The sequence below is a fragment of the Sulfurimonas sp. genome, assembly GCF_026196735.1.
In the GTDB taxonomy this organism is placed as follows: Bacteria; Campylobacterota; Campylobacteria; order Campylobacterales; family Sulfurimonadaceae; genus Sulfurimonas.
The window spans coordinates 515,316-540,853 of sequence record NZ_JAPHUF010000012.1; the positions used below are offsets into that span (position 1 = coordinate 515,316).

23 protein-coding genes are annotated in these 25,538 nt (G+C 33.6%); 16 read left to right on the plus strand and 7 right to left on the minus strand.

Annotated elements, in window-relative coordinates:
• Both OQK60_RS08880 and OQK60_RS08885 read right to left on the minus strand, forming a co-directional pair.
• Nucleotides 1–2,097, minus strand: a complete 2,097-nt coding sequence (locus OQK60_RS08880) for an RNA degradosome polyphosphate kinase (protein WP_297686164.1) — start codon at nucleotides 2,095–2,097, stop codon at nucleotides 1–3.
• 63 nt (nucleotides 2,098–2,160) lie between these two features.
• On the minus strand, nucleotides 2,161–3,399 hold the full coding sequence (locus OQK60_RS08885) for an apolipoprotein N-acyltransferase (RefSeq protein WP_297686166.1): 1,239 nt from the start codon (nucleotides 3,397–3,399) through the stop codon (nucleotides 2,161–2,163).
• Between the two features lie 82 nt (nucleotides 3,400–3,481).
• Between OQK60_RS08885 and yajC the strand changes: the two genes are divergently transcribed.
• The 12 genes from yajC to OQK60_RS08945 all read left to right on the plus strand — a co-directional run bounded on the left by yajC (nucleotide 3,482) and on the right by OQK60_RS08945 (nucleotide 17,195).
• Nucleotides 3,482–3,748, plus strand: coding sequence for a preprotein translocase subunit YajC (yajC, locus tag OQK60_RS08890; protein WP_297686168.1), 267 nt, complete (start codon nucleotides 3,482–3,484; stop codon nucleotides 3,746–3,748).
• Nucleotides 3,738–5,303: a protein translocase subunit SecD gene (gene secD / locus OQK60_RS08895; RefSeq protein WP_297686170.1), complete on the plus strand. Its 1,566-nt coding sequence runs from the start codon at nucleotides 3,738–3,740 to the stop codon at nucleotides 5,301–5,303. The genes yajC and secD overlap by 11 nt, the downstream gene beginning before the upstream one ends.
• 2 nt (nucleotides 5,304–5,305) lie before the next feature.
• Nucleotides 5,306–6,277, plus strand: coding sequence for a protein translocase subunit SecF (gene secF / locus OQK60_RS08900; RefSeq protein WP_297686172.1), 972 nt, complete (start codon nucleotides 5,306–5,308; stop codon nucleotides 6,275–6,277).
• A gap of 128 nt (nucleotides 6,278–6,405) precedes the next feature.
• Nucleotides 6,406–6,591 (plus strand): PLDc N-terminal domain-containing protein, encoded by a 186-nt coding sequence (locus OQK60_RS08905; protein WP_297686174.1) that lies wholly within the window; start codon nucleotides 6,406–6,408, stop codon nucleotides 6,589–6,591.
• 109 nt (nucleotides 6,592–6,700) lie between these two features.
• Nucleotides 6,701–7,039 (plus strand): DUF6394 family protein, encoded by a 339-nt coding sequence (locus OQK60_RS08910; RefSeq protein WP_297686176.1) that lies wholly within the window; start codon nucleotides 6,701–6,703, stop codon nucleotides 7,037–7,039.
• A gap of 110 nt (nucleotides 7,040–7,149) precedes the next feature.
• Nucleotides 7,150–9,618, plus strand: coding sequence for a leucine--tRNA ligase (gene leuS, locus OQK60_RS08915; protein WP_297686178.1), 2,469 nt, complete (start codon nucleotides 7,150–7,152; stop codon nucleotides 9,616–9,618).
• Nucleotides 9,619–9,620: 2 nt separating this feature from the next.
• Nucleotides 9,621–10,139, plus strand: a complete 519-nt coding sequence (lptE, locus tag OQK60_RS08920; RefSeq protein ID WP_297686180.1) for an LPS assembly lipoprotein LptE — start codon at nucleotides 9,621–9,623, stop codon at nucleotides 10,137–10,139.
• 10 nt (nucleotides 10,140–10,149) lie between these two features.
• A complete protein-coding gene (locus OQK60_RS08925) occupies nucleotides 10,150–11,694 on the plus strand; it encodes a GGDEF domain-containing protein (RefSeq protein ID WP_297686182.1) in 1,545 nt (514 codons plus the stop codon).
• Nucleotides 11,691–12,839 (plus strand): Mur ligase family protein, encoded by a 1,149-nt coding sequence (locus tag OQK60_RS08930; protein WP_297686184.1) that lies wholly within the window; start codon nucleotides 11,691–11,693, stop codon nucleotides 12,837–12,839. Before OQK60_RS08925 ends, OQK60_RS08930 begins: the two co-directional genes overlap by 4 nt.
• Complete coding sequence (locus OQK60_RS08935) at nucleotides 12,832–13,776, plus strand: M23 family metallopeptidase (protein ID WP_297686186.1); 945 nt, start codon at nucleotides 12,832–12,834, stop codon at nucleotides 13,774–13,776. Before OQK60_RS08930 ends, OQK60_RS08935 begins: the two co-directional genes overlap by 8 nt.
• Complete coding sequence (locus OQK60_RS08940) at nucleotides 13,689–14,144, plus strand: polymer-forming cytoskeletal protein (protein ID WP_297686188.1); 456 nt, start codon at nucleotides 13,689–13,691, stop codon at nucleotides 14,142–14,144. The genes OQK60_RS08935 and OQK60_RS08940 overlap by 88 nt, the downstream gene beginning before the upstream one ends.
• A gap of 60 nt (nucleotides 14,145–14,204) precedes the next feature.
• Nucleotides 14,205–17,195 (plus strand): DEAD/DEAH box helicase, encoded by a 2,991-nt coding sequence (locus OQK60_RS08945; RefSeq protein WP_297686190.1) that lies wholly within the window; start codon nucleotides 14,205–14,207, stop codon nucleotides 17,193–17,195.
• A gap of 69 nt (nucleotides 17,196–17,264) precedes the next feature.
• On the opposite strand, the gene OQK60_RS08950 is transcribed toward OQK60_RS08945, so the two are convergent.
• The 3 genes from OQK60_RS08950 to OQK60_RS08960 form a co-directional block, all read right to left on the minus strand.
• Nucleotides 17,265–17,579: a type II toxin-antitoxin system RelE/ParE family toxin gene (locus OQK60_RS08950; RefSeq protein ID WP_297686192.1), complete on the minus strand. Its 315-nt coding sequence runs from the start codon at nucleotides 17,577–17,579 to the stop codon at nucleotides 17,265–17,267.
• Nucleotides 17,564–17,752: a hypothetical protein gene (locus tag OQK60_RS08955; protein WP_297686194.1), complete on the minus strand. Its 189-nt coding sequence runs from the start codon at nucleotides 17,750–17,752 to the stop codon at nucleotides 17,564–17,566. The genes OQK60_RS08950 and OQK60_RS08955 overlap by 16 nt, the downstream gene beginning before the upstream one ends.
• Before the next feature lie 105 nt (nucleotides 17,753–17,857).
• The gene (locus OQK60_RS08960; RefSeq protein WP_297686196.1) at nucleotides 17,858–18,745 is read right to left on the minus strand and encodes a DUF4238 domain-containing protein; all 888 of its coding nucleotides are present in this window, start codon (nucleotides 18,743–18,745) and stop codon (nucleotides 17,858–17,860) included.
• Between the two features lie 332 nt (nucleotides 18,746–19,077).
• On the opposite strand from OQK60_RS08960, the gene OQK60_RS08965 reads away from it, so the two are divergent.
• Entirely contained in the window at nucleotides 19,078–19,890 is an 813-nt protein-coding gene (locus OQK60_RS08965) for a TIGR00282 family metallophosphoesterase (RefSeq protein WP_297686198.1), read from the plus strand.
• On the opposite strand, the gene OQK60_RS08970 is transcribed toward OQK60_RS08965, so the two are convergent.
• The gene (locus OQK60_RS08970) at nucleotides 19,887–20,333 is read right to left on the minus strand and encodes a hypothetical protein (protein WP_297686200.1); all 447 of its coding nucleotides are present in this window, start codon (nucleotides 20,331–20,333) and stop codon (nucleotides 19,887–19,889) included. The two genes, OQK60_RS08965 and OQK60_RS08970, sit on opposite strands and share 4 nt — an antisense overlap.
• A gap of 78 nt (nucleotides 20,334–20,411) precedes the next feature.
• Between OQK60_RS08970 and OQK60_RS08975 the strand changes: the two genes are divergently transcribed.
• Both OQK60_RS08975 and OQK60_RS08980 read left to right on the plus strand, forming a co-directional pair.
• Complete coding sequence (locus tag OQK60_RS08975) at nucleotides 20,412–21,086, plus strand: response regulator transcription factor (RefSeq protein ID WP_297686202.1); 675 nt, start codon at nucleotides 20,412–20,414, stop codon at nucleotides 21,084–21,086.
• Nucleotides 21,080–22,474: an ATP-binding protein gene (locus OQK60_RS08980; protein ID WP_297686204.1), complete on the plus strand. Its 1,395-nt coding sequence runs from the start codon at nucleotides 21,080–21,082 to the stop codon at nucleotides 22,472–22,474. The genes OQK60_RS08975 and OQK60_RS08980 overlap by 7 nt, the downstream gene beginning before the upstream one ends.
• Here the strand turns inward: OQK60_RS08980 and OQK60_RS08985 are convergent.
• Nucleotides 22,471–24,201: a DNA polymerase III subunit gamma/tau gene (locus OQK60_RS08985; RefSeq protein WP_297686205.1), complete on the minus strand. Its 1,731-nt coding sequence runs from the start codon at nucleotides 24,199–24,201 to the stop codon at nucleotides 22,471–22,473. The genes OQK60_RS08980 and OQK60_RS08985 overlap by 4 nt on opposite strands.
• A 205-nt stretch (nucleotides 24,202–24,406) precedes the next feature.
• Here OQK60_RS08985 and OQK60_RS08990 point away from each other — a divergent pair, with 205 nt between their 5' ends.
• Nucleotides 24,407–25,453 carry a chemotaxis protein CheX gene (locus OQK60_RS08990; RefSeq protein ID WP_297686207.1) on the plus strand — a complete coding sequence of 349 codons (1,047 nt, stop codon included), beginning with the start codon at nucleotides 24,407–24,409 and terminating at the stop codon, nucleotides 25,451–25,453.
• Nucleotides 25,454–25,538: the final 85 nt, after the last annotated feature.

The following is a 25,538-nucleotide window of genomic DNA, read 5'->3' on the forward strand; positions in this document are numbered from 1 at the left end:
TTAACTCTCGATAAAAAGACGGGTAGCCAGTTGTTCAACAGAGTTAGCTGTCTCTTTTTTTGTAGCTCTTGAGATTCTATTAACATGATCTTCTAAAAGTTTATGGTTATTAATAGTTTTAACTCCATCATTTTTGACTTTTATATATGAGCCATCGCTTTGAAGCTCATGAGCTAAAGAGTTGTCAGAACATTGAAGTTTAAGAATCTGAATAATTTTATCTTTAGCTTTTTCATCTTTTATGGCAGTTAAGAGCTCTATTCGTCTAAGTAAATTTCTTGGCATCCAATCAGCAGAAGAGATATATACTTGAGCTTCGTCATTTTTAAAGTAGAATGTTCTTGGGTGTTCAAGGTACTTGCCTAAAATAGAAATTACTCTGATGTTTTCACTTACACCTTCTATGCCTGGTTTTAAGCAGCATATTCCTCGAACAATAAGGTCGATTTTTACACCAGCTTGACTTGCTTTGTATAAGGCACGGATAACATCCTCATCAACAAGAGAATTTAATTTTACAATTATCTGTCCTTTAGTGCCTTTTCTCATCTCGTTTTGGATTAGCGAAAGTATCTTCGGTTTAATCTGTGAAGGTGACATGTAAAGCTCTTCAAGTTTACCTTTTTTACTAAAACCGGTTAAAAAGTGAAAAAATCTAGTCATATCATTAGTGATCTCATCTTTTGATGTCATATAACTCATATCTGTGTATATTTTTGATGTTGCAGGGTTGTAATTACCGGTACCAAGATGAGCATACTGTTTAAGTTTTCCATTTTTTCGTCTAGTTACTAAAGTTGCTTTTGCATGAACTTTAAAACCTTTTATTCCGTAAATAACATGTGCTCCCGCTTTTTCGAGTGCTTTTGCCCAGATAAGGTTGTTCTCTTCATCAAATCTGGCTTTTAACTCAACCATTACAGTAACCTGTTTTCCAGATTCACTAGCAGCCATAAGTGCTTGAACTATCGGAGAGTTAGTACCTGAACGATAAAGTGTCATTTTGATGGAAACTACATCAGGATCTTTTGAAGCATCCTGTATAAATTTTACAATAGGATCAAAACTCTCATATGGATGGTAGAGTAAAACATCCTGCTTCTCTAAAGTTAGAAAAATGTTTTCATTACTATCGAGTGGAGGCAGAGTTTTTGGCTTAAATGGTGTTGCTAAAAGGTGAGCAAAATTTTTGTTTGAGACTATCTGCCATAGACTGGAAAGATTTAAAAATATATGAAATTTATAGATATCATCCTGATAAACATTCGTGTGGCGGTTAAAGAAGTTGATAATCTCCTCATCACCGTTAATGCCAACTTCCAATCTTACCATTGCACCTTTTCTGCGAAGCTTTAATCCCTCTTCAAGAATTTCCATAAAGTCGTCAGCTTCTTCCTCTTCTATCTCTATATCAGCGTTTCTTGTAACTCTAAAAGATGCATACTTGATAAGAGTATAACCAGGAAATAGCTCTTCGACATGTTGAGCAACAATACTCTCAACAGGAACATAAACACCGTTGTTAAGCTCTACAAACCTATCCAAAACTCTTGGAATACGGATAAATCCAAATCTTTCTATTGCAGGGTTGTCACTATCACTTAGTTTTACAATAAGACCAAAACTTAGATTGTTGAGGTGTGGAAATGGGTGAGTCGCATCTACTGCAATAGGAATGATTACCGGATATATGTTTTCATTGAAAAATCTTTTGAGTTGATTTTTCTCATGAGGAGTTACATTGTTGAATGACTTTATGCTTATGCCTTCAACTTCAAGCTTTTTTAGTATTCCACCCATACAGTGTTCAACTACTTGCTGTTCTTGGTGAAGATATTTTCTTATTTCACGAAGCTGTTGAAGAGGTGTAAGTTTGTCCGCGCTTGAGACGATGATACCGGCTGCAAAAAGCTTTTTAAGCCCTGCTACTCTTATCATATAAAACTCATCAAGATTTGTTCCATAAATAGCTAAATATTTCAGGCGTTCCAAAAGAGGTAAGGATTCATCTTGAGCCAGTTTTAAAACTCTGGTATTGAATTGCAACCACGACAGTTCTCGGTTATTATAAAAGTCTGGATTTTTAAGATTTAACATGAAATAGCCTATAGTGTTATATATTTTAATGGCTATTATAGCTAAAAGCTTGTTACAAGTGTATTACTTGATAATTCCAGTACCTTTGTAGTTTGCAGAGTGATATATGGTAACACCGTTTTTACGGGCATAAAACCGCATAAGCAGTTTTTGTAAAGTCGGCTCTATAGATGGAGAAAACCAGGCATTATTACTTATTGCAATCACAAAATCAACATCTCCTTCATATATCTCTTGACATGTCGCTTCGTAGCAGATTGCATTTCTAAACTTGACACCTTTAATTATAAAATCTGTAGGCTCTGTTGCTGTTTTAAAGTCAGAAGCACCCGCAAAAAAAGTATCGTTTACAAATTTTTTAATAAATTTAGGAAGAGGAATATACTCACCAAATGGAACCAGCACTAATTTTTTTGCTACTTGTAAATTGCCGTTTGTAAACATATAGGTTACATTGTAGTGTTGATTGTCTTCATTTAAAAGTGAGCCTGCAATTATAGTAATATCTTTAGAGAGCAACAAGAGTTTTTGTACGAGTTTTGGAGCTTGATTCATAAATAGAGGAAAAACGGATTCGGGTAAAACAACTACATCATAATTGTTTTTTATTGCATCTTTTATCTCTCTTTGTGCCATCTTTATAGTTGGTGCTAAAGTCTCTCTCTTCCATTTTACATCTTGTGTTATGTCAGTAGAAACCAGTTTAATTTTAAGCGGTGCGTCTTTTTGAATTTGTGGATTAAAATTAAGAGCCGCCAAAATCAATAGCAGAGGTGTGTATTTATACTTGTTTTTTATATAGTTTGGAAGAGATAAAGCTATCAAAACAACTATAAGCTGGTACTTTAAAACACCTATATAGCTATCTACAAATACTAACTCGATTTGCATCCAGTTCCAATCAGCCGGCTCAAAAAAACTAAGTGCGAAAAGTAAAATGGCTCTTATATAAACTTTGTTTGTTAAAGCCAGTATGCCAAAAAAGAGCATATATATAAACGCAAAGATGAGCGTAATTACAGGAGTTAGATACCCAACACCATTATACTCGAAGCTGTATCCAATCCAGTAAAACCAAAGTAGTCCTATGAAAAAACCGGCAATCAAAACAGCTCTTTTTGACATGTATAAAAGCAGCGCCAAAGAGATGATTCCAAAAAGAGTGTTTAAGAGTTTTAGTGTGATACCAAAGTGCTCTAAGTATATAAACGCACTAAACAAAAGTGCAGTGATGATTCCGCCTATTAAATCAATTGTTAGAGGCTTTTGTGATTCTTGAAGTTTTTTTATTTTTTTCAACATATGAAATTATACACATATTCAGTCTTTTATTAATATACTTTTTGTATAATCGCCACAATTAATTCAAAGGAAACCCCAAATCATGGAAATCATAAGTCAACTTTTACCGTTCGTATTCTTAATCGCAATAATGTATTTTGTAATTATTCGTCCTCAACAAAAAGAGGCAAAAAGCAGAAGAGAGATGATAGAAGCTCTTAAAAAAGGTGACAAAGTAGTAACTGCCGGCGGCATGATAGTTGTTGTATATAAAGTAGAAGAAGAATTTTTAAGCGTAAAAATAAATGATGATACAATAATAAAAATCACTAAAGAAGCTGTTACAAGAAAGTATGAGGATGAAGCTTAATTATCGCACAGTCATTTTTGCTATTGCCATAGTTTTTGGTGTATTCTTCTCTGTTCCATCTCTTTTTCAGACACAAGAGGGGAAGAAAGTCACCTTAGGACTTGATCTTCAGGGTGGTTTACATATGCTTCTAGGTGTAAAAACACAAGAAGCGGTAAAATCTCGTATAAAATCTATCGCTGCGAGTATCAAACACTTTAGTGAGCGTAAAGATATTTTGGTTGATTCTCTTAGTTTTGATGAGAGTGTTATATCGTTTACTCTTTTAGACTCTGATGACTTAAAAACAGTTCAAGAGTATTTAGCAGAGATTGAGGGCGCAATTGTAGCTGTTAATGCTGAAAACATCTCTATTACTCTTAGTGATGAAGAGATAATCAGAACAGAAAAACAAGCAATCTCTCAAGCAATTGAAACTATCAGAAACAGACTTGATCAGTTTGGTTTGGCTGAACCTGTAGTAGCCCGTCAAGGTGAAGAGAAAATTCTTGTTCAGCTAGCAGGTATAAAAACTCAAGAAGAAGAGCAGCGCGCAAGAGAACTTATCTCTCGTTCTGCAAAGTTAGAGCTTATGGCTGTTGATGAAGATAGAGCAGCGCGTGTTTACACAATGAGTGATTCTGATGCAGCAGCTTACGGTGATGTTATTTTAGAAGATGTTGCAAATTCTAAAATCAAGCATTTGGTTCGTGAGATCCCTATCTTAGACGGTGGGATGCTCACAGATGCACATGTAGGTTTTGATCAAAATAATCGTCCGCTAATCAATTTTTCACTAAATGCTGAGGGTGCTGAGATATTTGGAGACTTTACAGGTAAAAATGTTGGAAACCATTTAGCTGTAGTTCTTGATGGAAAAGTTTACTCTGCTCCTGTTATTAATGAGCGTATCGGTGGTGGAAGTGGTCAGATTTCTGGTGATTATACTGTTATGGAAGCAAAAGATTTAGCTATTGCTCTTCGTTCAGGCTCACTTTTGGCACCTGTTTATTTGATGGAGAAACGCTCTGTTGGACCAAGTCTTGGTGCTGATAGTATTAAAGCAAGTATGGTAGCCCTTATCGGCGGCTTTATCTTGGTAATTGTTTTTATGGTTGTTTACTATAGAGTTGCCGGAATTATTGCAAATATTGCTTTGGTGGCAAACTTATTTATAATCTTGGCCGTTATGTCTCTTTTTGGAGCAACGCTAACGCTTCCAGGTATGGCAGGTATAGTTCTAACCGTAGGTATGGCAGTCGATGCCAATGTTATTATCTCTGAGCGTATTCGTGAACTTATATATCAGGGTGTATCTATTCATAAAGCTATAGAAGATGGATATGCAAATGCTATGCGTGCAATTTTAGATGCAAATATCACGACTTTAATTGCGGCTGTTGTTCTATATGCTTATGGAACAGGTGCTATTAAAGGTTTCGCTATTACTATCAGTATCGGTATTTTAGCTTCCATGCTAACGGCAATTCTTGGAACACACGGTATTTATACTATGCTAGAAAAGAGAATTCAAAAAAGTAAAAACAACCGTTTATGGTTTGGGATTAAAGGTTAATTATGGAATTTTTTAAATATACAAAAACCTTTAAGTTTATGGGCAAATCAAAATTTGCAATGCTTGTATCTCTAGTTCTGGTCTTAGGTTCACTTGCTCTTTTGGCAACAAAAGGTCTTAACTATGGCGTTGATTTTGCCGGTGGTACTGTAGTTCAAGTAAAATATAACACAGCAGCACCAATTGATGATATGAGAGAAAAACTAAAGCATGATGAAATCTTTGACGGTTCATCTATTTCTGAATTTGGCTCCCCTGAGGAAGTTGTGATTCGTATGAAAACTTCAACTGGAAATGTTACTGTTGATATAGGTGATATTACCCGCGAAGCTCTAAAGGGTACAGGCGAGTTTGAAATTCGCCGTGTTGATATAGTTGGTCCAAAAGTGGGTAGTGAGCTAAAAGAGAAGGGGATAATGTCTCTTATTTTAGCAGTTATAGGTATTTTGATTTATGTTGCATTTAGATTTGAGTGGAGATTTGCTGTTGCTTCTATTGTAGCGCTTGTTCATGATGTATCTATCGCACTTGGAGCTATTACTTTAGTTGGATTAGATGTAAATCTAGATGTTTTAGCAGCTCTTTTAACAATTTTGGGGTATTCACTAAATGATACTATTATTGTCTTTGACCGTATCCGTGAGGGTGTTACAAATGGCAAAAATAGTGAATTATCAGATATCATTGATGAATCAGTTACAAGAACTTTAGCTAGAACAACTCTAACTTCACTTACAACTTTTTTCGTTGTGTTTACGCTGTTTATGTTCGGTGGTGAGATTATTCATGCATTTGCATTTACACTTTTAGTAGGTGTTGTTGTCGGTACATACTCATCTATTTTTGTTGCTTCACCAATTCTTCTTGCATTTGGTTTTGATGTGAAAAATTATCATATTAAACTTGCTCAAAAAGCAAAAAGAGAAGCAGAAAAGCAGAGAATGCGCGATCAGTTTGAATCTGGAGTAATGTAGCAACTCTTTAAAATTTTTATTACCTATGTTTATCATGGGTAATATCTTCTCACATCAATAGTTATGTTGATTTTATTTCTTTTTATTGTCTTAATACTACTATAATATATAAAACCAAGGAGAATGTTATGAACAACTTTACGATTGTGATATTTGTTTTATTTGTAGCTGTTTGGATATATTCGATAATCTCAATATATACTAGTGAGTTTGAAGAGGAAAAAGCAAAAATATTTTGGAGAATCGGTATAATTTTCGTTCCTTTTTTAGCGTTGTTCTATCTTTTTATGAAAAAAAACCTACTCAAACAATAGCATAGCACTATATGCATATTTAGAAAACCAATGCCCAAATTGGTTTTCAGTCGCTACTTAAGATACTTTTTGTATAATCACTTTAGATAATTTAAATTAAGGGTGTTGTATGGATTGGGGTAAGGTAATATATGTATTTTTTGCGTTGATGAGTTTAACATCAATTGCAGGGTTTTTATATGAACACAGTGCTATTGCACTATTTGTTGCAGGTAGTTTGAACTTAGTTTCTACATTTTTGAAAATAGGTGTTAGAAATCTTCTCTCCGCAGAATTATTAGCATCGTCTTTGGTAGCTGATTTACACCTTATTCCGGCATTTATATATTTAGAAGTTGTTGGAAACCTTGAGACAGCTATTGCTTTGGCTATCGGTGCACTTATCGCAAATCTTTTTTCTGTAGGACTTATTTATATAGAGAGTTCAAAAAATCGTGACGAATATTAGACTGCAGTAGTTCGATAAATGGAGCAAATTCATTTCTATTTGCTTGCGCTGCTAAGGCGATTAGAGATAAACTCCCTTGGAGTCAGAAATTTTTATAGGATATTTATTAAGTGGAATATAACGCACAAAATTTAGAAAAAAAATGGCAAGAGTATTGGGCAAAAAACAGAAGTTTTGAACCTAGTGAAGATTTTACAAAAGAAAAAAAATATATCTTAAGTATGTTTCCGTTTCCAAGCGGGCGACTTCATATGGGACATGTTAGAAATTATACTCTAAGCGATACATTTGCAAGGTACTATCGTCAGCAAGGTTTTAATGTTCTTCACCCCATAGGCTTTGACAGTTTTGGTATGCCCGCAGAAAATGCAGCTATAAAAAATGGTTCACATCCAAAGGGTTGGACTTACGATAACATCGAGTATATGAAGGGCGAGTTTAAAACTCTTGGTTTCTCATTTTCCAAAGAGCGTGAACTAGCAACAAGTGATGAACTTTATACTAAATTTGAGCAGGGCTTTATTATTGACATGTTTGAAAAAGGTCTTCTTTACCGAAAAAAAGGCCTTTTAAACTGGTGTCCACATGATCAGACTGTTTTAGCTAACGAGCAGGTTGTAGATGGATGCTGCTGGAGATGTGATACTCCTATCGTTAAAAAAGATATGAATCAGTACTACTTCAAAATCACAGAGTACGCAGATGAGCTTTTGGCTGATTTATCTAAGCTTGAAAATGGCTGGCCAAAGCAGGTGCTTACTATGCAGGAGAACTGGATAGGAAAATCAAACGGCTTGGAGTTTGACCTTTTCTTTGATGACATGTCGCTATCTAAATTAAATAACACTTTTAAAAGTTTTGATGTATTTACAACTCGTCCTGACACTATTTACGGTGTGAGCTATACGGCACTTGCTCCTGAACATTCTATCGTTACATATATGATAGAAAACTCCCTTATATCTGAAGAAGCAATTGCTAAAATCAAAGAGATGAAAAACACTTCATCAATTGACAGACAAAAAGAAAAATCAGGCATAGATTTAGGTCTACATGTAGTTCACCCCTTGACTGGTAAAAAAGTGCCGGCTTGGTGTGCGAACTTTGTTCTTATGGATTACGGAAGTGGTGCTGTTATGGCGGTTCCGGCTCATGATGAGAGAGATTTTGATTTTGCTAAAAAGTATGACCTGCCTATTAATGCAGTTATTAAGCCTTTTGATGGCGAACTGGAATCTGATAAAGCTTATACTGAAGTTGGAGAACTGTTTAATTCAGGTGAGTTTGACGGCATGAACTCTAAAAAATCTCAGTACAACATTATCAAGTATTTTGAAGAAAACAGTATTGGTAAAAAGACTACAAATTACAAGCTAAAAGATTGGGGAGTAAGCCGCCAGAGATATTGGGGTGCTCCTATTCCTTTTGTTCATTGTGATGATTGTGGAATCGTTATGGAGAAAAAAGAGAATCTTCCAATTGCTCTTCCTCAAGATGTAGAGATTACAGGAGAGGGTAACCCGCTTGAAAACCATCCAACATGGAAATATTGTTCTTGTCTTAAATGCGGCAAGGATGCTATTCGTGAGACTGATACAATGGATACATTTGTAGAGTCTTCTTGGTACTTTTTACGATTTTGTGCATCACCTGCCAATTGGGAAAAAGAGGCTTTCTCAAAAGAGCAGATAAAGTACTGGATGCACCAAAAAGGGCATGAAGGTGTTGACCATTATATCGGTGGTATAGAACACGCTATTTTACACCTTTTGTATGCTAGATTTTTTACAAAAGTTTTTCGTGATTTAGGCTACTTGGACTTTGATGAGCCTTTTGACAGACTTCTTACTCAGGGAATGGTGCTAAAAGATGGGGCAAAAATGTCAAAGAGCAAAGGAAATACTGTTGACCCTGATGCATTGATAGAAAAATACGGTGCAGATACTGCCAGACTGTTTATACTTTTTGCTGCCCCACCGACTCAAGAGTTGGAGTGGAATGACAGTGCTGTTGAGGGTGCTTACAAGTTCATAAAAAGATTTTTTGATAGAAGTTCTAACATACTCAAAACAGACACAATTCCTCAAATTGAACACGCGTCATTAAGTAAAGATGAAAAATTTGCCAGAAAAAAAGTCTATGAAGCTCTAAAAAGAGCCAATGATGTATATAATGAAAAATTCACATTTAATACACTAATAGCTGGTACAATGGAAGCTATGAATGCACTCAACACTCAAACAAACTCTGAGGTTTGGACTGAGGGATATTGGATTTTGACTTCGATTATGGAGCCTGTAATTCCACATGTGTGCTGGCAAATCAGTAATGAAAACTTCTCTTTAAATAACTTATCAAAGCAAAAAATCATAGAAGAAGTGTTTGTTGAAGACAGTGTAACACTCGGTGTTTCAATAAATGGCAAAAGAAGATGCGAGATTGAAGTTTCAATAGATGCATCAAAAGAGAGTATAATTGATATGGCTAAAGAAAAAGCCGCAAAATGGCTAGAAGGACAAACTATAGTTAAAGAGATTGTAGTCCCAAATAAGTTAGTTAACCTAGTAGTTAAAGGGTAGTTTTGAAAAGATTATTTTATAAATTTATATTACTATTTTTGGTAGTTGTTACAATAACGGCATGTGGATATAAGCCAAGTGCAAAATTTGCCCGTGCAAGTATGGGTGAAAAAATAAGTACGAGTGTAGTTATTTCTGCAGTTGATCCGGAAAATACAGTTATTATTAAAGATGCTGTGGATAGAGCAATTATAGAGGTTTTTCAGGCATCTTTGGTAGCTAAGTCGGAATCAGACACTCATCTTATTTTAAAAATGGGTAATCCGTCATATTCACCAATTGTTTATGATGAAAATGGATTTGTTATAGGCTACAGGATGAGCGTTTCTTTAAATATTACCAGTGTTCATAACGGGGAGTCAAAAAACTACTCAGCAAGAGGAAATCATGACTTCTCAGTAGCTCCAAATGCTATAGTTACTGATCAAGAGAGATTTGAAGCAATCGGGTTTAGTACACAAAGAGCAATCAAATCATTTATTGCACAAGTTTCAGCTGAGGGTGCTAGAACTAATAAATAAGGGAGAAATAATGACTATTCAAACTATTATTAAAAAAGCTGTAAAACGATTAGAGTTAGAAGGTAAACTTTTAACTCCGGATTTTTATGCTGAAGCATTTTGTATTGAGTCTGCTAAAGCAGGTTTTACTACAGAAGATTGCTCACATGTCAAAAACCTCACAAATACACTCAACAAAGAGTTTCAAAAAGAGCTAACACAGTATCATATCAAAACAGTAACTCAATTGACACGCTTTTTAATCTCAAAACTAAATAGAACAAATTCATCTCACTCCGCAGAACTTTTAGAATCACAAACTGTTTTTACAAAAAGAGTACTTCAGGTTGTAGAAGTCCTTCACAATAAAGAAGCTACACAGCTGGCAATTAAAAGTCTTGATTTGCTAAACAGAGATGCCTCGGCAGCTGAAATAAATCAATATAGACAATTATGGGTAAACTTTATAACTACATACGATGATACATTTTTAGAAAAACTAAAAGCTTTAGGAGATATAGACAAAACAAATCTTAAAAAAAGTATTGAAAATTTAAAAATACCTAATTCAGATTATGATCTTGTTGAATCAATGGAACTCTCTTCTATAGCCTCTTTACTTGTCTCATCATTAGTTCCTTCCATCGCTTCGAGTGTAAATGAAAAAATAGCACAAGTAAGTCAGAAGATTAAAAATAATCCTTCATTACTCGAAAGTAGCAGCATAGAAGCTGAAATCAAATCAGCTATATTGCTTAGAATAGCCCTTGATAAAGAGAGTGTTAAAGAGATGATAGGGTCTCTTGATGGGGTACTTGATAAACTCTCTTTAAGACTTATCGATATGATAGAGCGTTCAGACAGTTCAAATGCAGAGATACAAAAAATCAAATCTGAACTAGAAGAGTATAATGCAAAGCCCATAACCAACTTCAAAGTTGCACACCAAAAACTCTATACAATAGCAGTAGCATTGGAAGAAAATACTCAGGCTTTAAGTAATGATTTAAAAACTCACAGTGATGAGGTTAGTATACTGAGTGCAAAAATAGAAAAATTAGAAAAAGAACTTGAGTCAGCAAAAGAGGATTCAAAAGAGGATTTCTTAACAAAGCTTTATAACAAACGGGCACTAGATGAATATATGAACATCAAAGAAGCAGAGTTTGAAAGACATGGACATAATTTTAGTATTGTGTTTTTTGATCTTGACCACTTCAAAGCAGTTAATGATGATTATGGTCATGATGCGGGTGATGCAGTTCTTTTTGCTTTTGCAAAAATATTAAAAAAAGAAGCAAGAACAGATGACATTGTAGGAAGATTTGGCGGAGAAGAGTTTATGGCACTTTTAGTTGAAACAGACGCTAAAGGTGGAGCAATTTTCGCTGAAAAAATCAGAGAAAAAGTTCAAAAAGCAAAGTTTATGTACAAAGGCAAACGAATAGAGATTACAGTAAGTTGTGGAGTTAGTGAGAGACAAAAACACTCTTCACTGCAAAATACAATAAAAGATGCTGATAAATATCTGTATAAAGCAAAAAAAGATGGAAGAAATAGAGTAGTATATAAGTGATATTAAAAGAGTATTTATCGAAAAAGCCTCTCTTTTATGAGAAGATTGATTACACTCGTATGCCACGCATATATGACAAGATTAAATTATATCTTCCTGTTGTAAAAATTATTCATATAGTCGGCACAAACGGCAAAGGCACAACGGGTCGTTTTTTAGCTTCGGCTTTGCACTCCACAGGTTTTAGTACAGGACATTACACCTCTCCTCACATTTTAGAGTTTAATGAAAGAATCTGGCTCAATGGAGAAAATGCCGACTACGCTCTTTTAGAGAATTCACATGTAGAATTACAAAAAATTTTAGAAGTATCTGATTCTGATGCTCTCAGCTATTTTGAGTATACGACACTGCTTGCAATGATAGCTTTTAAAGAGTGTGACTATGTTGTTTTAGAAGCTGGACTTGGAGGAGAGTTTGATGCTACTGCCGTATTTCCTAAGTGCCTAAGTATTGTTACTCCCATCGCCTATGATCACGAAGCTTTTTTAGGCTCTAGTATAGAAGCAATTGCCACAACAAAACTAAATGCAATACAAAACAATGCAATATTGGGCATTCAAAAATATGATGAGGTGTATGATATTGCTCGAAAAATGGGTAAAGAAAAATCCTTAAATATTTATATGGTAAATGAGCTGATAAACGATATTGACAAAGCAAAAGTTGACATAATATCTAAAAACCTGTCACTCGCTCCATATTTGATACAAAACCTCTTTTTAAGCATAAGTGCTTTAAACTTTTTAAAGATTAAGTATGAAATTGCCGATTTTGACAATGCTCGTCTTTTTGGAAGACTTACAAAAATAGCAGATAATATCATAGTAGATGTTGGACATAATACTTTGGCAGCTTCAAGTATTGTTGATTCGCTAAGCGAAGATAAATATATAATTATTTATAATAGTTACAAAGATAAAAATTATAAAGAGATATTAGAAATATTGAAGCCTATAATTTTACATGTAGAGATTATAGAGATAGATGATGAAAGAGTTGAGTTAATCGAACAACTTCAAAGCACTTTAATCGATTTAGGGATAAAAAACAATATTTTTACAGAGATAAAACCGGAATATAAGTATCTTGTTTTTGGCTCTTTTAGTGTTGTAGAGGCCTTTTTAAGAGAGTATAATGAATAATCACTTTACTGTTACAATTAATGATGACAATGGTGTAAGACAGTTTAATATACATCAAATCGTAAAACAGGCAATACTTTATGCTGCTTTATTTCTTGGTTTCATTGCGCTGGTTGCTGTGGGTACGATTTTGTATTTAAATAGTACTGTTGATGCAATAGAAATCAAACGAAAAAATATGCAAGATGCATATACTATACTAAAAGAAAAAAATACTGCACTAGATGAAAGTATCAAAAGTACACAACTAGCACTAATTGATAAAAAAAGAGAACTTGTAGAGGTTTCTGACTCATTGTCTGAGATTGAAACGCTTATAGGTTTGGCTCCAGTAGCTGACATGTCACTTCAAGAGAGAGTGAGTGTGACAAAGTTGAATTCTCAGCATATGGCGACTCTAATGCAGTTTATTCCCAGTGGTTCGCCTATCGAATACAAGGGTGTTACAAGCAAGTTTGGCTACAGAATTCATCCGACATTAAACACTAGAGAACTTCATCGTGGCATAGATATGAGAGCAAAGATGAATACGCCGGTATATGCTACCGCTGATGGAATAGTTGAATGGGCAGGAATGCATAAGAGAAGCGGATTTGGTAATTTAGTTATACTACAGCATAATTATGGTTTCAGAGGATACTTCGGGCATTTAAATAAAATTGTGATAAAATCAGGTGAATTTGTAAAAAAAGGTGATTTAATCGCCTATACCGGTAATTCAGGAATGAGCAGTGGACCACATCTCCATTATGAAATCAGATTCATTCAAAGGGCTGTAAACCCTTATGAATTTGTAAAGTGGAGTGTTAAAAACTATAAAGATATATTTGAAAAGGAAAAGAAAATACCATGGCAATCTTTAATAACAGCGACAGCACACATCAAAGTACCAAACCCGACACAAACACTACCATCATCACAGCTGGCTCTACAATAAAAGGTGAGATGAATCTTGCTTGTAACCTATATGTAGATGGTGAATTTGAGGGAGTAATTCACTCAAATAAAGAAGTAAATATCGGAAAACACGGTCATATAAAAGGTGATGTTTTTACAAAAAGACTAGTAGTCCAAGGATACATAGAAGGTAGTGTGAATGCTGCCAGAGTTGAGATAAAAGCACAAGGCAGAGTCAATGGAAGTATTGAGTCAGGTGAGTTGGTTATTGAAGCTAAAGGTATTTTTGAAGGCAGCAGCGTTGTAAAAGATGTTTCAGAAGCTCCAACTTCAGCAGCACTTGAAAATATTATACCGGCAGACACTGCAAATAAAGTGATCCAAAGAGAAGAAGTTAAAAAAATATAGCCATCTTTAATTTTTCTTAGGTAAAATTTCATTATTACTACTTGCCCTAAGAGGAAGAGAATGTCTCAAAGCTCATTATTTCAATACTTTAAAACCCAGCAAAATCAAGATTTACAACTCTTGATCTGTGAAGATTCTAAAGAAGCTCATGAACTAGAGAGTGTCGCAAAGTTTTTCAAAAAAGATGTATTGCTGTTTCCAGATTTCAGAGCAAGTTACGGTGATGATCTGAGAGTTTTCAAAGAAGAACTTCATAATCTTTTTTCTGCATTAAGACATTATTATACATGTAAGAAAAAACCATTAATTATCTCGCCCTTAAAAACCTTACTTTTTCATTTACCAAAAGATAATCTACTTCAATCAACAACTTTAGAATTTGGATCAAAAATAAATCTAAAATCATTTAAAGAGCAGATGCTGTTTTGGGGGTATAGTTTTGTAGATATGGTTCAGGTTGAGGGTGAAATATCTTTTCGCGGCGACATCATAGATATATATGCACCATCTTCTAAAATGCCAATAAGAATCTCACTTTTTGATGATGAGATAGAGCAGATGAAGTATTTTGAACTAGAGTCTCAAAGAACACAAAAAGAAGAACTTGATAGTTTTGAGATAACACCGGCTTTTTACTCTTTAGATGAAGATGAGTTTAGTGCTCTAAATAAAAGAATCCAAGAGAGTGAATTTGACTCATTGGTTAAAGATATCGCTTCTTTAGGGCTGTGGCACTTGGATGAGAGTTCTGTCAATTTTTTAGAAGATAAAAAGGTAAAGTTAGTTCGAAATCTGGATGCTCTTTTAGTAGATGCTTATGCTTTAAATAATCCTACTGTTTGCAGAGAGTACTTCAATCTTGACATTTTGCCAAGTTCTGATGACTTTAAAGAGTTGGTTGTTGCAGATATTCACTCACTTTTAAAAGTACACAAAGACAAGAAAATAACAATTATTGGGGCAAATGAAGCTGTAATGAAGCAGGTAGGGCTGTTTGAGCTTAAAAACATTACAGAGGTCTATGCTCCATATATTTTAAATATACTATCTAAAGATGAACTTGTAATTTCTCTAAACAAGCCTGACAAAGCAAGACGAAGAAGAAAAAGCTCAATTTTACTCGATGATTTAAAAAACGGTGATTATGTTGTTCATGAAGATTATGGAGTCGGGATATTTGAAGGGATAGAGCAGACTGAGATTCTAGGTGGTATTAAAGACTTTATAGTTATCAAGTATGTTGGTGATGATAAGATTCTGCTTCCTGTTGAGAACTTAGACTTTATAGACCGTTATATTGCCTCTGGAGGCTCAATTCCGGTTTTAGACAGACTTGGCAAGGGTAGCTTTGGAAAACTAAAAGATAAGGTTAAAAAGCGTCTTATGGAGATAGCGGGCGTAATAGTCAATACTGCTGCAGCGCGAGCTCTTATAAAGTCACCTAAAATAAGCATAAACAAAAAAGAGCTAAAAGAGTTTCAAGCACTATCTGGGTTTGAGTATACAGATGATCAGACACAGTCTGTAGATGAAATAATAACTGAGATGAGTTCCGGACATATAATGGATAGACTCTTAAGCGGTGATGTAGGTTTTGGTAAAACGGAAGTCGCTATGAACACTATCTTTGCTGCAAAAAAATCTGGTTTTCAATCAGCTTTTATCGTTCCAACCACGCTTCTCTCGGCTCAACATTTTCGTTCATTAGATGAAAGATTTAAAGACTTAGGGCTTAGATATGCAAAGTTGGATAGGTTTGTAAGCACTAAAGATAAAAATAGTGTTATCAAGGGACTTGCATCAGGTGAGATAGATTGTGTTGTAGGAACTCACGCTCTGTTTGGCTTGGATTTTAAAAACTTAGGCGTGGTAATAATAGATGAAGAACATAAGTTTGGTGTAAAACAAAAAGAGAAGATAAAAGAGTTGTACCATAATGTGCATCTTCTGTCGATGAGTGCAACGCCAATTCCTCGTTCACTTAACCAAGCAATGAGTTCTATAAAAACTATGTCACAACTTTTAACTCCGCCAAGTGAGAGACAGCCTGTAAGAACATTTGTAAAAGAGTATGAAGAGAAACTTGTTAAAGAAGTGATTTTAAGAGAGATTCGCCGTGGAGGACAGGTTTTTTATGTCCATAACTCAATTGACCATATGCCTATTAAACTTGGAGAGCTCAAAGCACTGCTTCCAGAGCTTAGAGTTGTAATGCTTCACTCTCAAATCTCAGCTACTCAGACAGAAAAAGAGCTTCTAAAATTTGAAGCAGGTGAGTATGATCTTATGCTTGCAACTTCTATCATAGAATCGGGGATTCATATGCCTAAGGTCAATACCATTTTAGTTGATGGTGCAGACAGATTTGGTATAGCAGACTTGCATCAGCTTCGCGGTCGTGTTGGAAGAGGGCATGCAGAGGGTTTTGCTTATTTTATTGTAGAGAGTAAAGAAAACCTTACCGATGAAGCGAAAAAGAGACTTTTGGCATTAGAATCCAACTCATTTTTGGGAAGCGGTTCGGTTTTAGCATATCATGATTTGGAAATACGCGGTGGTGGTAATCTAGTTGGTGATGCACAAAGCGGTCACATAAAAAATATAGGATACTCTCTGTATCTTAGAATGCTTGAAGACGCTATCAAACTACTTAGTAATACTATGGAGAGAGAAAGAGCAAAAGTAGATATCAAACTGACAATTAGTGCTTTTATATCTGATGAAGTGGTTAAAGAAGATAGGCTTCGGTTAGATATTTACAGAAGGTTATCAGCTTGTGAAGAGGCAGTAGAGATATATGAGATAGAAGAAGAGGTAATAGACAGATTTGGAGAGCTAGATACTCCGACAAAACAGTTTTTTGAACTTATGGTCATTAAACTTTTAAGTTTACAAAAGAAGATAAAATCTGTTTCAAATTATGGTCAAAATGTAACTTTTACATATATGAATGATTCAAAAGAGAGCATAAAATCAGACTCTAAAGATGATGATGACATTGTTAAAGCAGTGCTTTTTTATCTTAGAAACTCTAAGCCAAAAGTTTTATAATATTATATACTAATTGGTAGGAATAATGTTTATCGTGAGCGATAAATTTCCCGCATGGTAATTTATTGGCTACAGGGTTTTTGTTATACTTTTTTCATGATTTTCAAGAAGTCTTTTACCATGTACTACAGCTACAAATAAAATTGTATCTTCATTTATTTTATAAATTAGCCTATAGCTATAAACAAATATTTCTCGAATGTTAATATCATTAAGTTCAGGAATTTTGCGACCTAACTCTGTAAAGTCTCTTAAAATATCAGCTTTTGCAAAAAATGCTGATACAACAGATTTTGCATATACAGAGGAGTCTTTTTCTATATAAGTTGCTATAGACTCTATATCTTCAAGCGCCTCTTGGGACCACTCTAGTCTGAGAGCCATTTAGCCATTCTTGCTTTTGCATCTTTGTGTGATGTAACTTCACCATTTTTTGCACGACTAATGCCGTTTTTGATTTTTTCTACAACATAAAGGTGATACTGTATATCTTCATAAGTACAATCATCAGGAAGATTTTGAATCATCTTTTGTGCTTCTTGTTTTACTGCTACCATGCACTTTCCTTTTTCTTGTATTATATCATATTTATTTTTTGAGCATAACGGTCAAGCCGAGCCGATGAATTTTCCGCAGGGTAATTTATTGGCTCCTCTAATTTGTTATACATTCTTAATATTAAAATCCAACTTTTTAGTTGAAAACACTTGTTTATTTGCAAAGTCATAGGTTGCTCTGTTAATTTTATTAATTATACCTTCAGTAGCTATAAACTTTTTTTGTTCTTTATCTTCAAATACTCCAATAAATGCTAAATATTTAGAAATAGGAAAACAAACTTCTGTATTTTTCATTCCAAATCCAATATTTTGTAAATTATCAGATTTATTTAATGGAGCAATTGAAACAGGATAATCTGATGTAATGAATTCACCAATAGTTTCATCTGATACAATAAGATACCAGTTTCTTTGATATAAAATATCTACTAAATCTTCAATAGCTTTAAGTTCAGATTTAATATGAACCTCTTGATTTATTTCAAGAGTATATCTACTTTTATCCTCAATAAATTTTTTCTGTTTTTCATAGGGTATTATATCTTCTTCTTTAATTCCTGCTTGAAGACATTGATCTTTGTATATTTTTTCTGATGACATTGTCATACTCATAAGTTTATCTGCAATATCCGTATATAATTTATCAAATATGGCTCTAGTTTTTGGATTTCGTAAACTCACTAAGGCTATAAAATTTAAAATATGGGTTAGCTGTTCATCATTGGGATATTGTTTTGTTTCGATAATTTCTTTAAAACTTATGGCTAGTACGCTTTCAATTTTTGCTTGTTCTGTTTCAACTATATATTCTTTTTCTGGAAAAGAGATTTTATTGAAATTTTTTATATAACATATATCTTTTGGATTAGATTTAAAATAATTATTTTTAACTTTATCATAAGCAAATAAAGTCTGTTTGGAACCACCTGATTTTGTAAAATTTTTTAGATAAAACTTTGAAATATAATGGTGTTTTATAGGATTTGACATTTTATTTGTGTATTCCTTTTGTATAACTATTTATTCAAACACATTATATACAGAGTAGCCTTAAAAATGAAAAATAATATACATGCATATTTTGTGTTATTTTTAATATTTAGTAAAAAATATGACAATGTAAAATATTTGTCTATAAATCTTAAGTATAAAGTATGTGTTAATTGCCGTATAGACAAATAACACTCATTGATGCGTGTTAATTTGCAAATATTTTACATAACACATACAATGTTACTTAAGCAAAAAATTATATCTAAATCAATTAATTAGATATACTTCTAAAATAATAAAATACAAACATTTAAATTGGATAATGATATATGAGAGTAGCTTTTATAGGTGACATAGTAGGTCGTCCAGGTCGTGAGATGTTGAAAAAATATCTACCTAAAATAAGAAAAGAGTATGAAATTGATTTTGTGATTGCAAACTATGAAAATGCTTCTCACGGGTTTGGCTTAACTCCAAAAAATGCAAATGAAATAGTAGCTTATGGTCTTGATTGTTTAACGGGCGGAAACCACTCTTGGGATAAAAAAGAGATAGAAACACTCTTTGATACGCATGAGATATTGAGACCGCATAATTACCCTGATGATGTTAGCGGAACAGGTTGTAAGATTTATGATGTGGCAGGTGAAAAACTGGCAGTTTTAAATCTTATGGGACACTACTCAATGCCTTTGACGGACAATGCTTTTAGAAAAGCAAAGAGTACGGTTGAAACTCTACATGTAGAAGGTATTAAAAATATTTTTGTAGATTTTCATGCAGAAGCAACAAGTGAAAAAAGAGCTATGATGATGTTACTCCAAGGTCAAGTAGCTGGAATAATAGGAACTCATACACATGTCTCTACTGATGATTTTCAAATTGCAAACGGCACAGCATATTTAACAGATATGGGACTTACAGGCTGTAGAGACAATGTAATCGGAATGGATGAGAAAGTACCTTTAAAACAATTTATGACCGGACTTAAAGGTCACTTTGATGTTCCAAAAAACTGTAAAAAAATACTTCAAATGGCAATCATGGATTTTAGTGACGGAAAGTGCAGTGGGGCATTTAAATTAAAGCAGTTTGATGATGGTGAGCTACTAAAGACTGATGCTTGGATTGAAAAAGATTAGGCAGTTATCTGGTAGTATTTGTCATTTTCGATGTAAGTATTTACCATAGTATTGCGCAAGTTTTGCTCTTTTAACTCTTGAATGTTTTGAGGTTGTTCTTTATTTGGTTTTATGAGTTGAGAAATTGTAACTGTTGGTTTTTTGACAAGTGAAAACATTATAGAATTGTCTTCGTATGCAGTTTTGGCGAGACTCATATCTTTTATTTTTTTAAATTTTATTTCATCTGGATTTTTTGTCTGCTCTGGCTGATTGTAAATAAATTTATAATTAGAGACATAATCCACAGGTAGATTTTTGCTTGCAGCTGGTGTTGAAATCTTCTTTTCATATCTCTCAGACGCAAACTGTTCCGGTTTGTCTTTATTCCCATTTGCTGTAGTCTTATGAGATTTTTCAGAAGTATCTGTAGTAATATATGTGTTATATGTTGAAATAAACATTATACTTCCTCCTGCGCATCTGTTGTTATTATACCCTTTTTTGCTACAATAGTAAAAAAATATCTATAGGACTATTGTATGAGTGTTAAGATTGTTGCTGTGGAGGATGAGGAAGATTTATTAGAACTTATAGAGTACAATCTAAGTAAAGAAGGCTTTGAGGTTATTGGATTTTTAAACACAAAAAGCGTAGCCCAGATACTTGAAGAAGAAGAGATAGATCTGCTTATCATGGATAGAAATCTTCCAGGTGTTGAAGGAAGTGAGTTTGTTCAAGGACTACGAAAAGATGGAATATTGACACCGGTTATTTATCTTAGTGCTAAAAATAACGATTCTGAGATTGAAGAGGGGTTTTTAAGAGGAGGAGATGACTACTTAACAAAACCTTTTAATATGAAAGAGTTGATATTACGAGTAAAATCAATTTTACGCAGAACAACTAGAAAAATCGAAGACGAAAATCTGTCATATAGAGACCTGTTTTTAGAAAAAGCATCAAGAACTTTGAAAGTTGACGGTAAAAAGGTTGATATAACAAAATTGGAATTTAATCTTCTTTGTGAATTTATTATGAATAAAAAAAGTGTACTAGATCGTGACTATCTTTTGGAAAATGTTTGGAAAGATGCAGATGAGTATCAGTACAGAACGGTTAATGTGGCGATAAATCGTTTAAAAGAGAAAATAGATCCAGATAAAACAAAAGATTATATACAGACTGTTAGAGGTGTAGGATATAAACTGTGCTAAAAATACATCAAATATTTATATTGAAGTTTTTAGGGCTTTTTGTAGGCGCTCTTTTCGTTACATCTGTTATTAGCTATATTGCATTAAAATCTATTATTATTGAACATAACAAAAAAAATCTCACTAATGCTATAGAGCTTATAGAGCTTGAGTTACAAAATAAGCATAACCTTGATGAGTATGTATTAAAAGTTCATGAGAAAACTTCCCTTAGAGTAACCATAGTTGATGTTGATGGAGTTATTTTAGCTGAATCAAACGCAGATAAAAGTGATATGGATAATCATGGCTCAAGATATGAAATAATGAAATCTAATTCGAATGAATACTCATCTATAACCAGATATTCATCAACATTAAAAGTTGACTTTTTATATGTAGCTAAAAAAATTCTTTATAATGATGAAACAATTTATATAAGATTGTCAATGAGTCTAGCTCAGATAATGGATGACTTTTACTCTCTATGGCAAAAGCTTTTTGTTGTGTTTCTTGTTATTGTTTTAATAGCAAGCTATATCTCAAAAATTATGAGTCAAAGAATAGTTTATGATATTTCTCAAATTACTTCTTATCTTGATGAGATATCTAACAAAAATTATAAGGCTGTTGTAAAAACAAAATACTTTCATGAGTTTTTACAAATCTCTCTTTTACTGAAAAACTTAGTTAAGAAGCTTAGTAAAAATGAGAAGAAAAAGACAAAACACATGGCAAAACTAAGACTAATCAACAAACAAAGAAATGACATACTATCAGCACTTTCTCATGAATTTAAGAACCCTATAGCATCTATAATGGGTTATGCTCAAACGATTCAAGAAGACAGTGATATGCCGGATAAAATTAGAAATAAATTTCTAGCTAAAATCAGCTCTAATGGTGAAAAAATCTCTAAAATGCTTGATAGACTGGCGCTGTCTGTCAAGCTTGATAATGGTGATTTGAACATAAATAATAGTGAATTTGATCTAAAACAATTATGTGATGAAGTGGCATTAAATATGCTCTCAAAATACAAAGACAGAGAGATAGTTGTACAAGTAAATGAAGCAATACTTTTTTCAGATAAAACTATGTTAGAGCTGGTCTTGATTAATCTTGTAGACAATGCTTTAAAGTATTCTAAAACAGATGTAAAAATAAGTTTGAAAAATAATATATTAACGGTTGAAGATAGTGGCATAGGCATCAAAGCTGAAGAACTGAAAAAAGTAACTAGAAAATTTTACAGAGTAGATAAAAATAGTTGGGACAATTCCATGGGGATAGGCTTAGCGATGGTTAGCTATATTTTAAAAGCACTAAATTCTTCTATTGAAATAGAGTCTGAGTTTGGCAAAGGTTCAAAATTTAGTTTTAGTATAAGCGAGATGTTAAAAAGCTAGATTTTTGACTGAATAGTCATCTTTTTAGCTTCAAACAGTTCTACAGCTTTTTGAACCATAGGTTCATTTTTGATTTCTACGCCATCTATCTCTTTTGTTGATTCCTCGCTGCTTTGGCAGTTAGTTACACAGCTGGCACTTCCGCCGATTTCAGCGTCTTCAACCATCGATGTTGATTGAGTGTGTTGCATTGTAGGTTGTTGTATGTGTGTTTCTTTTTCTTCGTGAGGTTCTTGAAACTCATCGGTTTTTGTGCAGGCTTGATGTTTGATTTTTGTCTCAAACCCAAAAACTTCTCTAACTAGTTGTTTTATAGCGGAATATCCATGAGTCAAAGTTTTTTTACAATCTTCATCTGCACAGCTTTCCCATGTTAAAACACTATTTTCATAAGAGATGAAACTAATGCTTTTATCAAAACACTGACCAAGTTCAAAGTTTCTGTCTTTTATCTTATTTATGAGTTCTTCAAATTTTTCATTTACTTTAGGTTTAGACTCTTCGAGTCTATTAACTTCTGTGTCTTGGTTAGATTCACTCGAAGAGTCTGGATTTACATGTATAATAGGAGTCTCATCTTGCATAGGTATTTTAACTGACTCTTGAGTTGTCGCAGATTGAGTTGGCTCTGTCATAGATTGAACAACAGGAGGTCTATGAATCTCTTTTTGCAGGGACTCTATCATCTGGTCAACTTCTTTTATGCGAAGAGCTTCAATCATCTTGAAAAATATAAGAGATAAAACAAAAGAGCCATCAGCATTTATGCTAAAGAGATATTTTGAATCGCTGAGTATTCTAAAGAATCTGTCTAAAACGAGTGTAGAGTAGAGTGCATCTGAAGCATACATTTTTTCTTTAAGATATGCTATTAGTTCATCTACAACCATCTCCGCTTCATAATCTTCTAAAACTTTTATAAGCTCTACAAGTCTTGCATAATCTTTTGCAAAAACAGCGCTAAACAGTTCGCCTATAAAAGCAGGGTCAACAAGACCAAGCATATCTGTGACTGTTCGTACATCAACATGGTTTTTAGAGTAGATTATGGCTTGGTCAAGTAGTGTGAGAGTATCTCTAAGACTTCCGCTTCCGCTTCTTGCTAGTATCTCTAAGGCATCTGCTTCGTACTTGATGCCCTCAAGGTTCAATATATGTGCCAAATGGTCTATGATTTTATTTGTCGCAATAGATTTAAATCTAAAGTGCTGAGTACGACTGAGTATAGTCGCGGGAAGTTTTAGCGGGTCAGTCGTAGCTAAAATAAACTTTACATATTCAGGCGGCTCTTCAAGAGTTTTAAGAAGAGCGTTAAAAGCTTCTTTAGTTAACATGTGAACTTCATCTATGATAAATATTTTATATCTTGCCGTTGCAGGTCTATATTTTGTCTGCTCTATCAAATCTCTAATATCATCAATCTTTCTAGATGATGCAGCATCCATCTCTACGATATCCATATGGCGGTTTTCAAGTGCTAATGTACAGTTTTGACAATTACCGCATGGTTGATGACTCATGCCTTGCTCGCAGATGAGAGCTTTTGCAAAAATTCGTGCTGTAGAGGTTTTTCCACTTCCTCGAAGTCCAGAAAAAAGGTATGCATGGGAAAGTCTGTTGGAGTCAAGTGCTAACGAAAGAGTCTGTGAGATGGTCTCTTGACCAATAAGTTCATCAAAGTTGATAGGTCTATATTTTCGCGCTAATACTTCAGAAGACTCTTTCACACATACACTCCATTTATTATTTATACGGATTTTATCATTTTAAGAGTTAATCTATCATCAATAATTTGATTTTGTCTTTATAAAGTTTAATAACTTCATTTTGTTCAGTTCATATAGGAAAATTTAATTAATAGGATGATAGTATTTCAATAGAAAAATTATTTTTAGACTCTAAAATATTTTAAGTTGTTCAAAACGGAAATTAATGACAAGTAGTAAACACAAAATGCTTATTCTCAGTTATAACGGACTGATAGAAGAACCTATGATATCATCACTGATAAACTCAATCACTCGCCAAGTTGACATAATCAGTGAAAAAAAAGTCAATGCTGTTTTAGTATCTTTAAAAGGTGCTAAATATGAAGAAGGTGTTGACGAAAGTATACATGTCTTTATTAAAAAGTTAAATGAACTGAGTAAAAAATTAAAAATTATAATATCTTTTGTTGACTACAGTATACCTCTGTATAAACATTTAAAAACTTCCACTAAGGGTACACAGTTAAAACTGTTTAAAAATATAAGTGCGGCTAGAGTATTTTTAGATCCAAAATCATATAAAAATGGTCTGCATGTTTTGGTCTATGATGAAGATGAAGAAAACTCTAAAGAACTTTCTAAAGAACTTGCTAAATACGGATACACAGTAGCCAGAGCTAAAAGTTCTTCAGAGTTTGAAGAACTTGTTAAAAGCAATACTAACGATATAGTAATCACTCACAGTTCATTAAATGCCAAATCTGATTATAAAAATACTCAAAAAGGACATCTTGCGCTTTCAAAGAAGCTTATTGTAAATTTACCTGTGTTTATGGATACGGCAGTGGAGACATTAGTTTCTTTTACAGGGTTAGAAGCCCAAAAATCAGCACATAGTATTAAAAGTTTTGATCTTGCTTTAGCAAAAGATGTAAACTGCGCTGTTATGCATTTTAACGGAGATATAGATGGAAGTTTTGTTCTTTTATTTCCGATGGATATTACTCTTATTGCTATGGAATCACTTCTTGGTGAAAAGATAGATGAGAATGATACTCCAAGCATTATGGATGGAATAGGCGAATTTTGTAATGTGATTACAGGTGCTACAAAAACAGCCTTTTCCTCTAAAGATATAAAAGTAATTTTTGATTTGCCTAAAACATACAGCTCAACAGAGGAAATGCGCGCCGATATAGGAAACAACAATGGCGTTTGGATTGATATGAAATTAGCTGGCAAACCTTTTTATATGTTTATTACAAAGTAGTCACTAAATCAAGCGTACTAATTTTACTGTTTTGTTTAGCTTGCAGGAGACATTCCATCAATATATAATTATAAAAGTATGATTA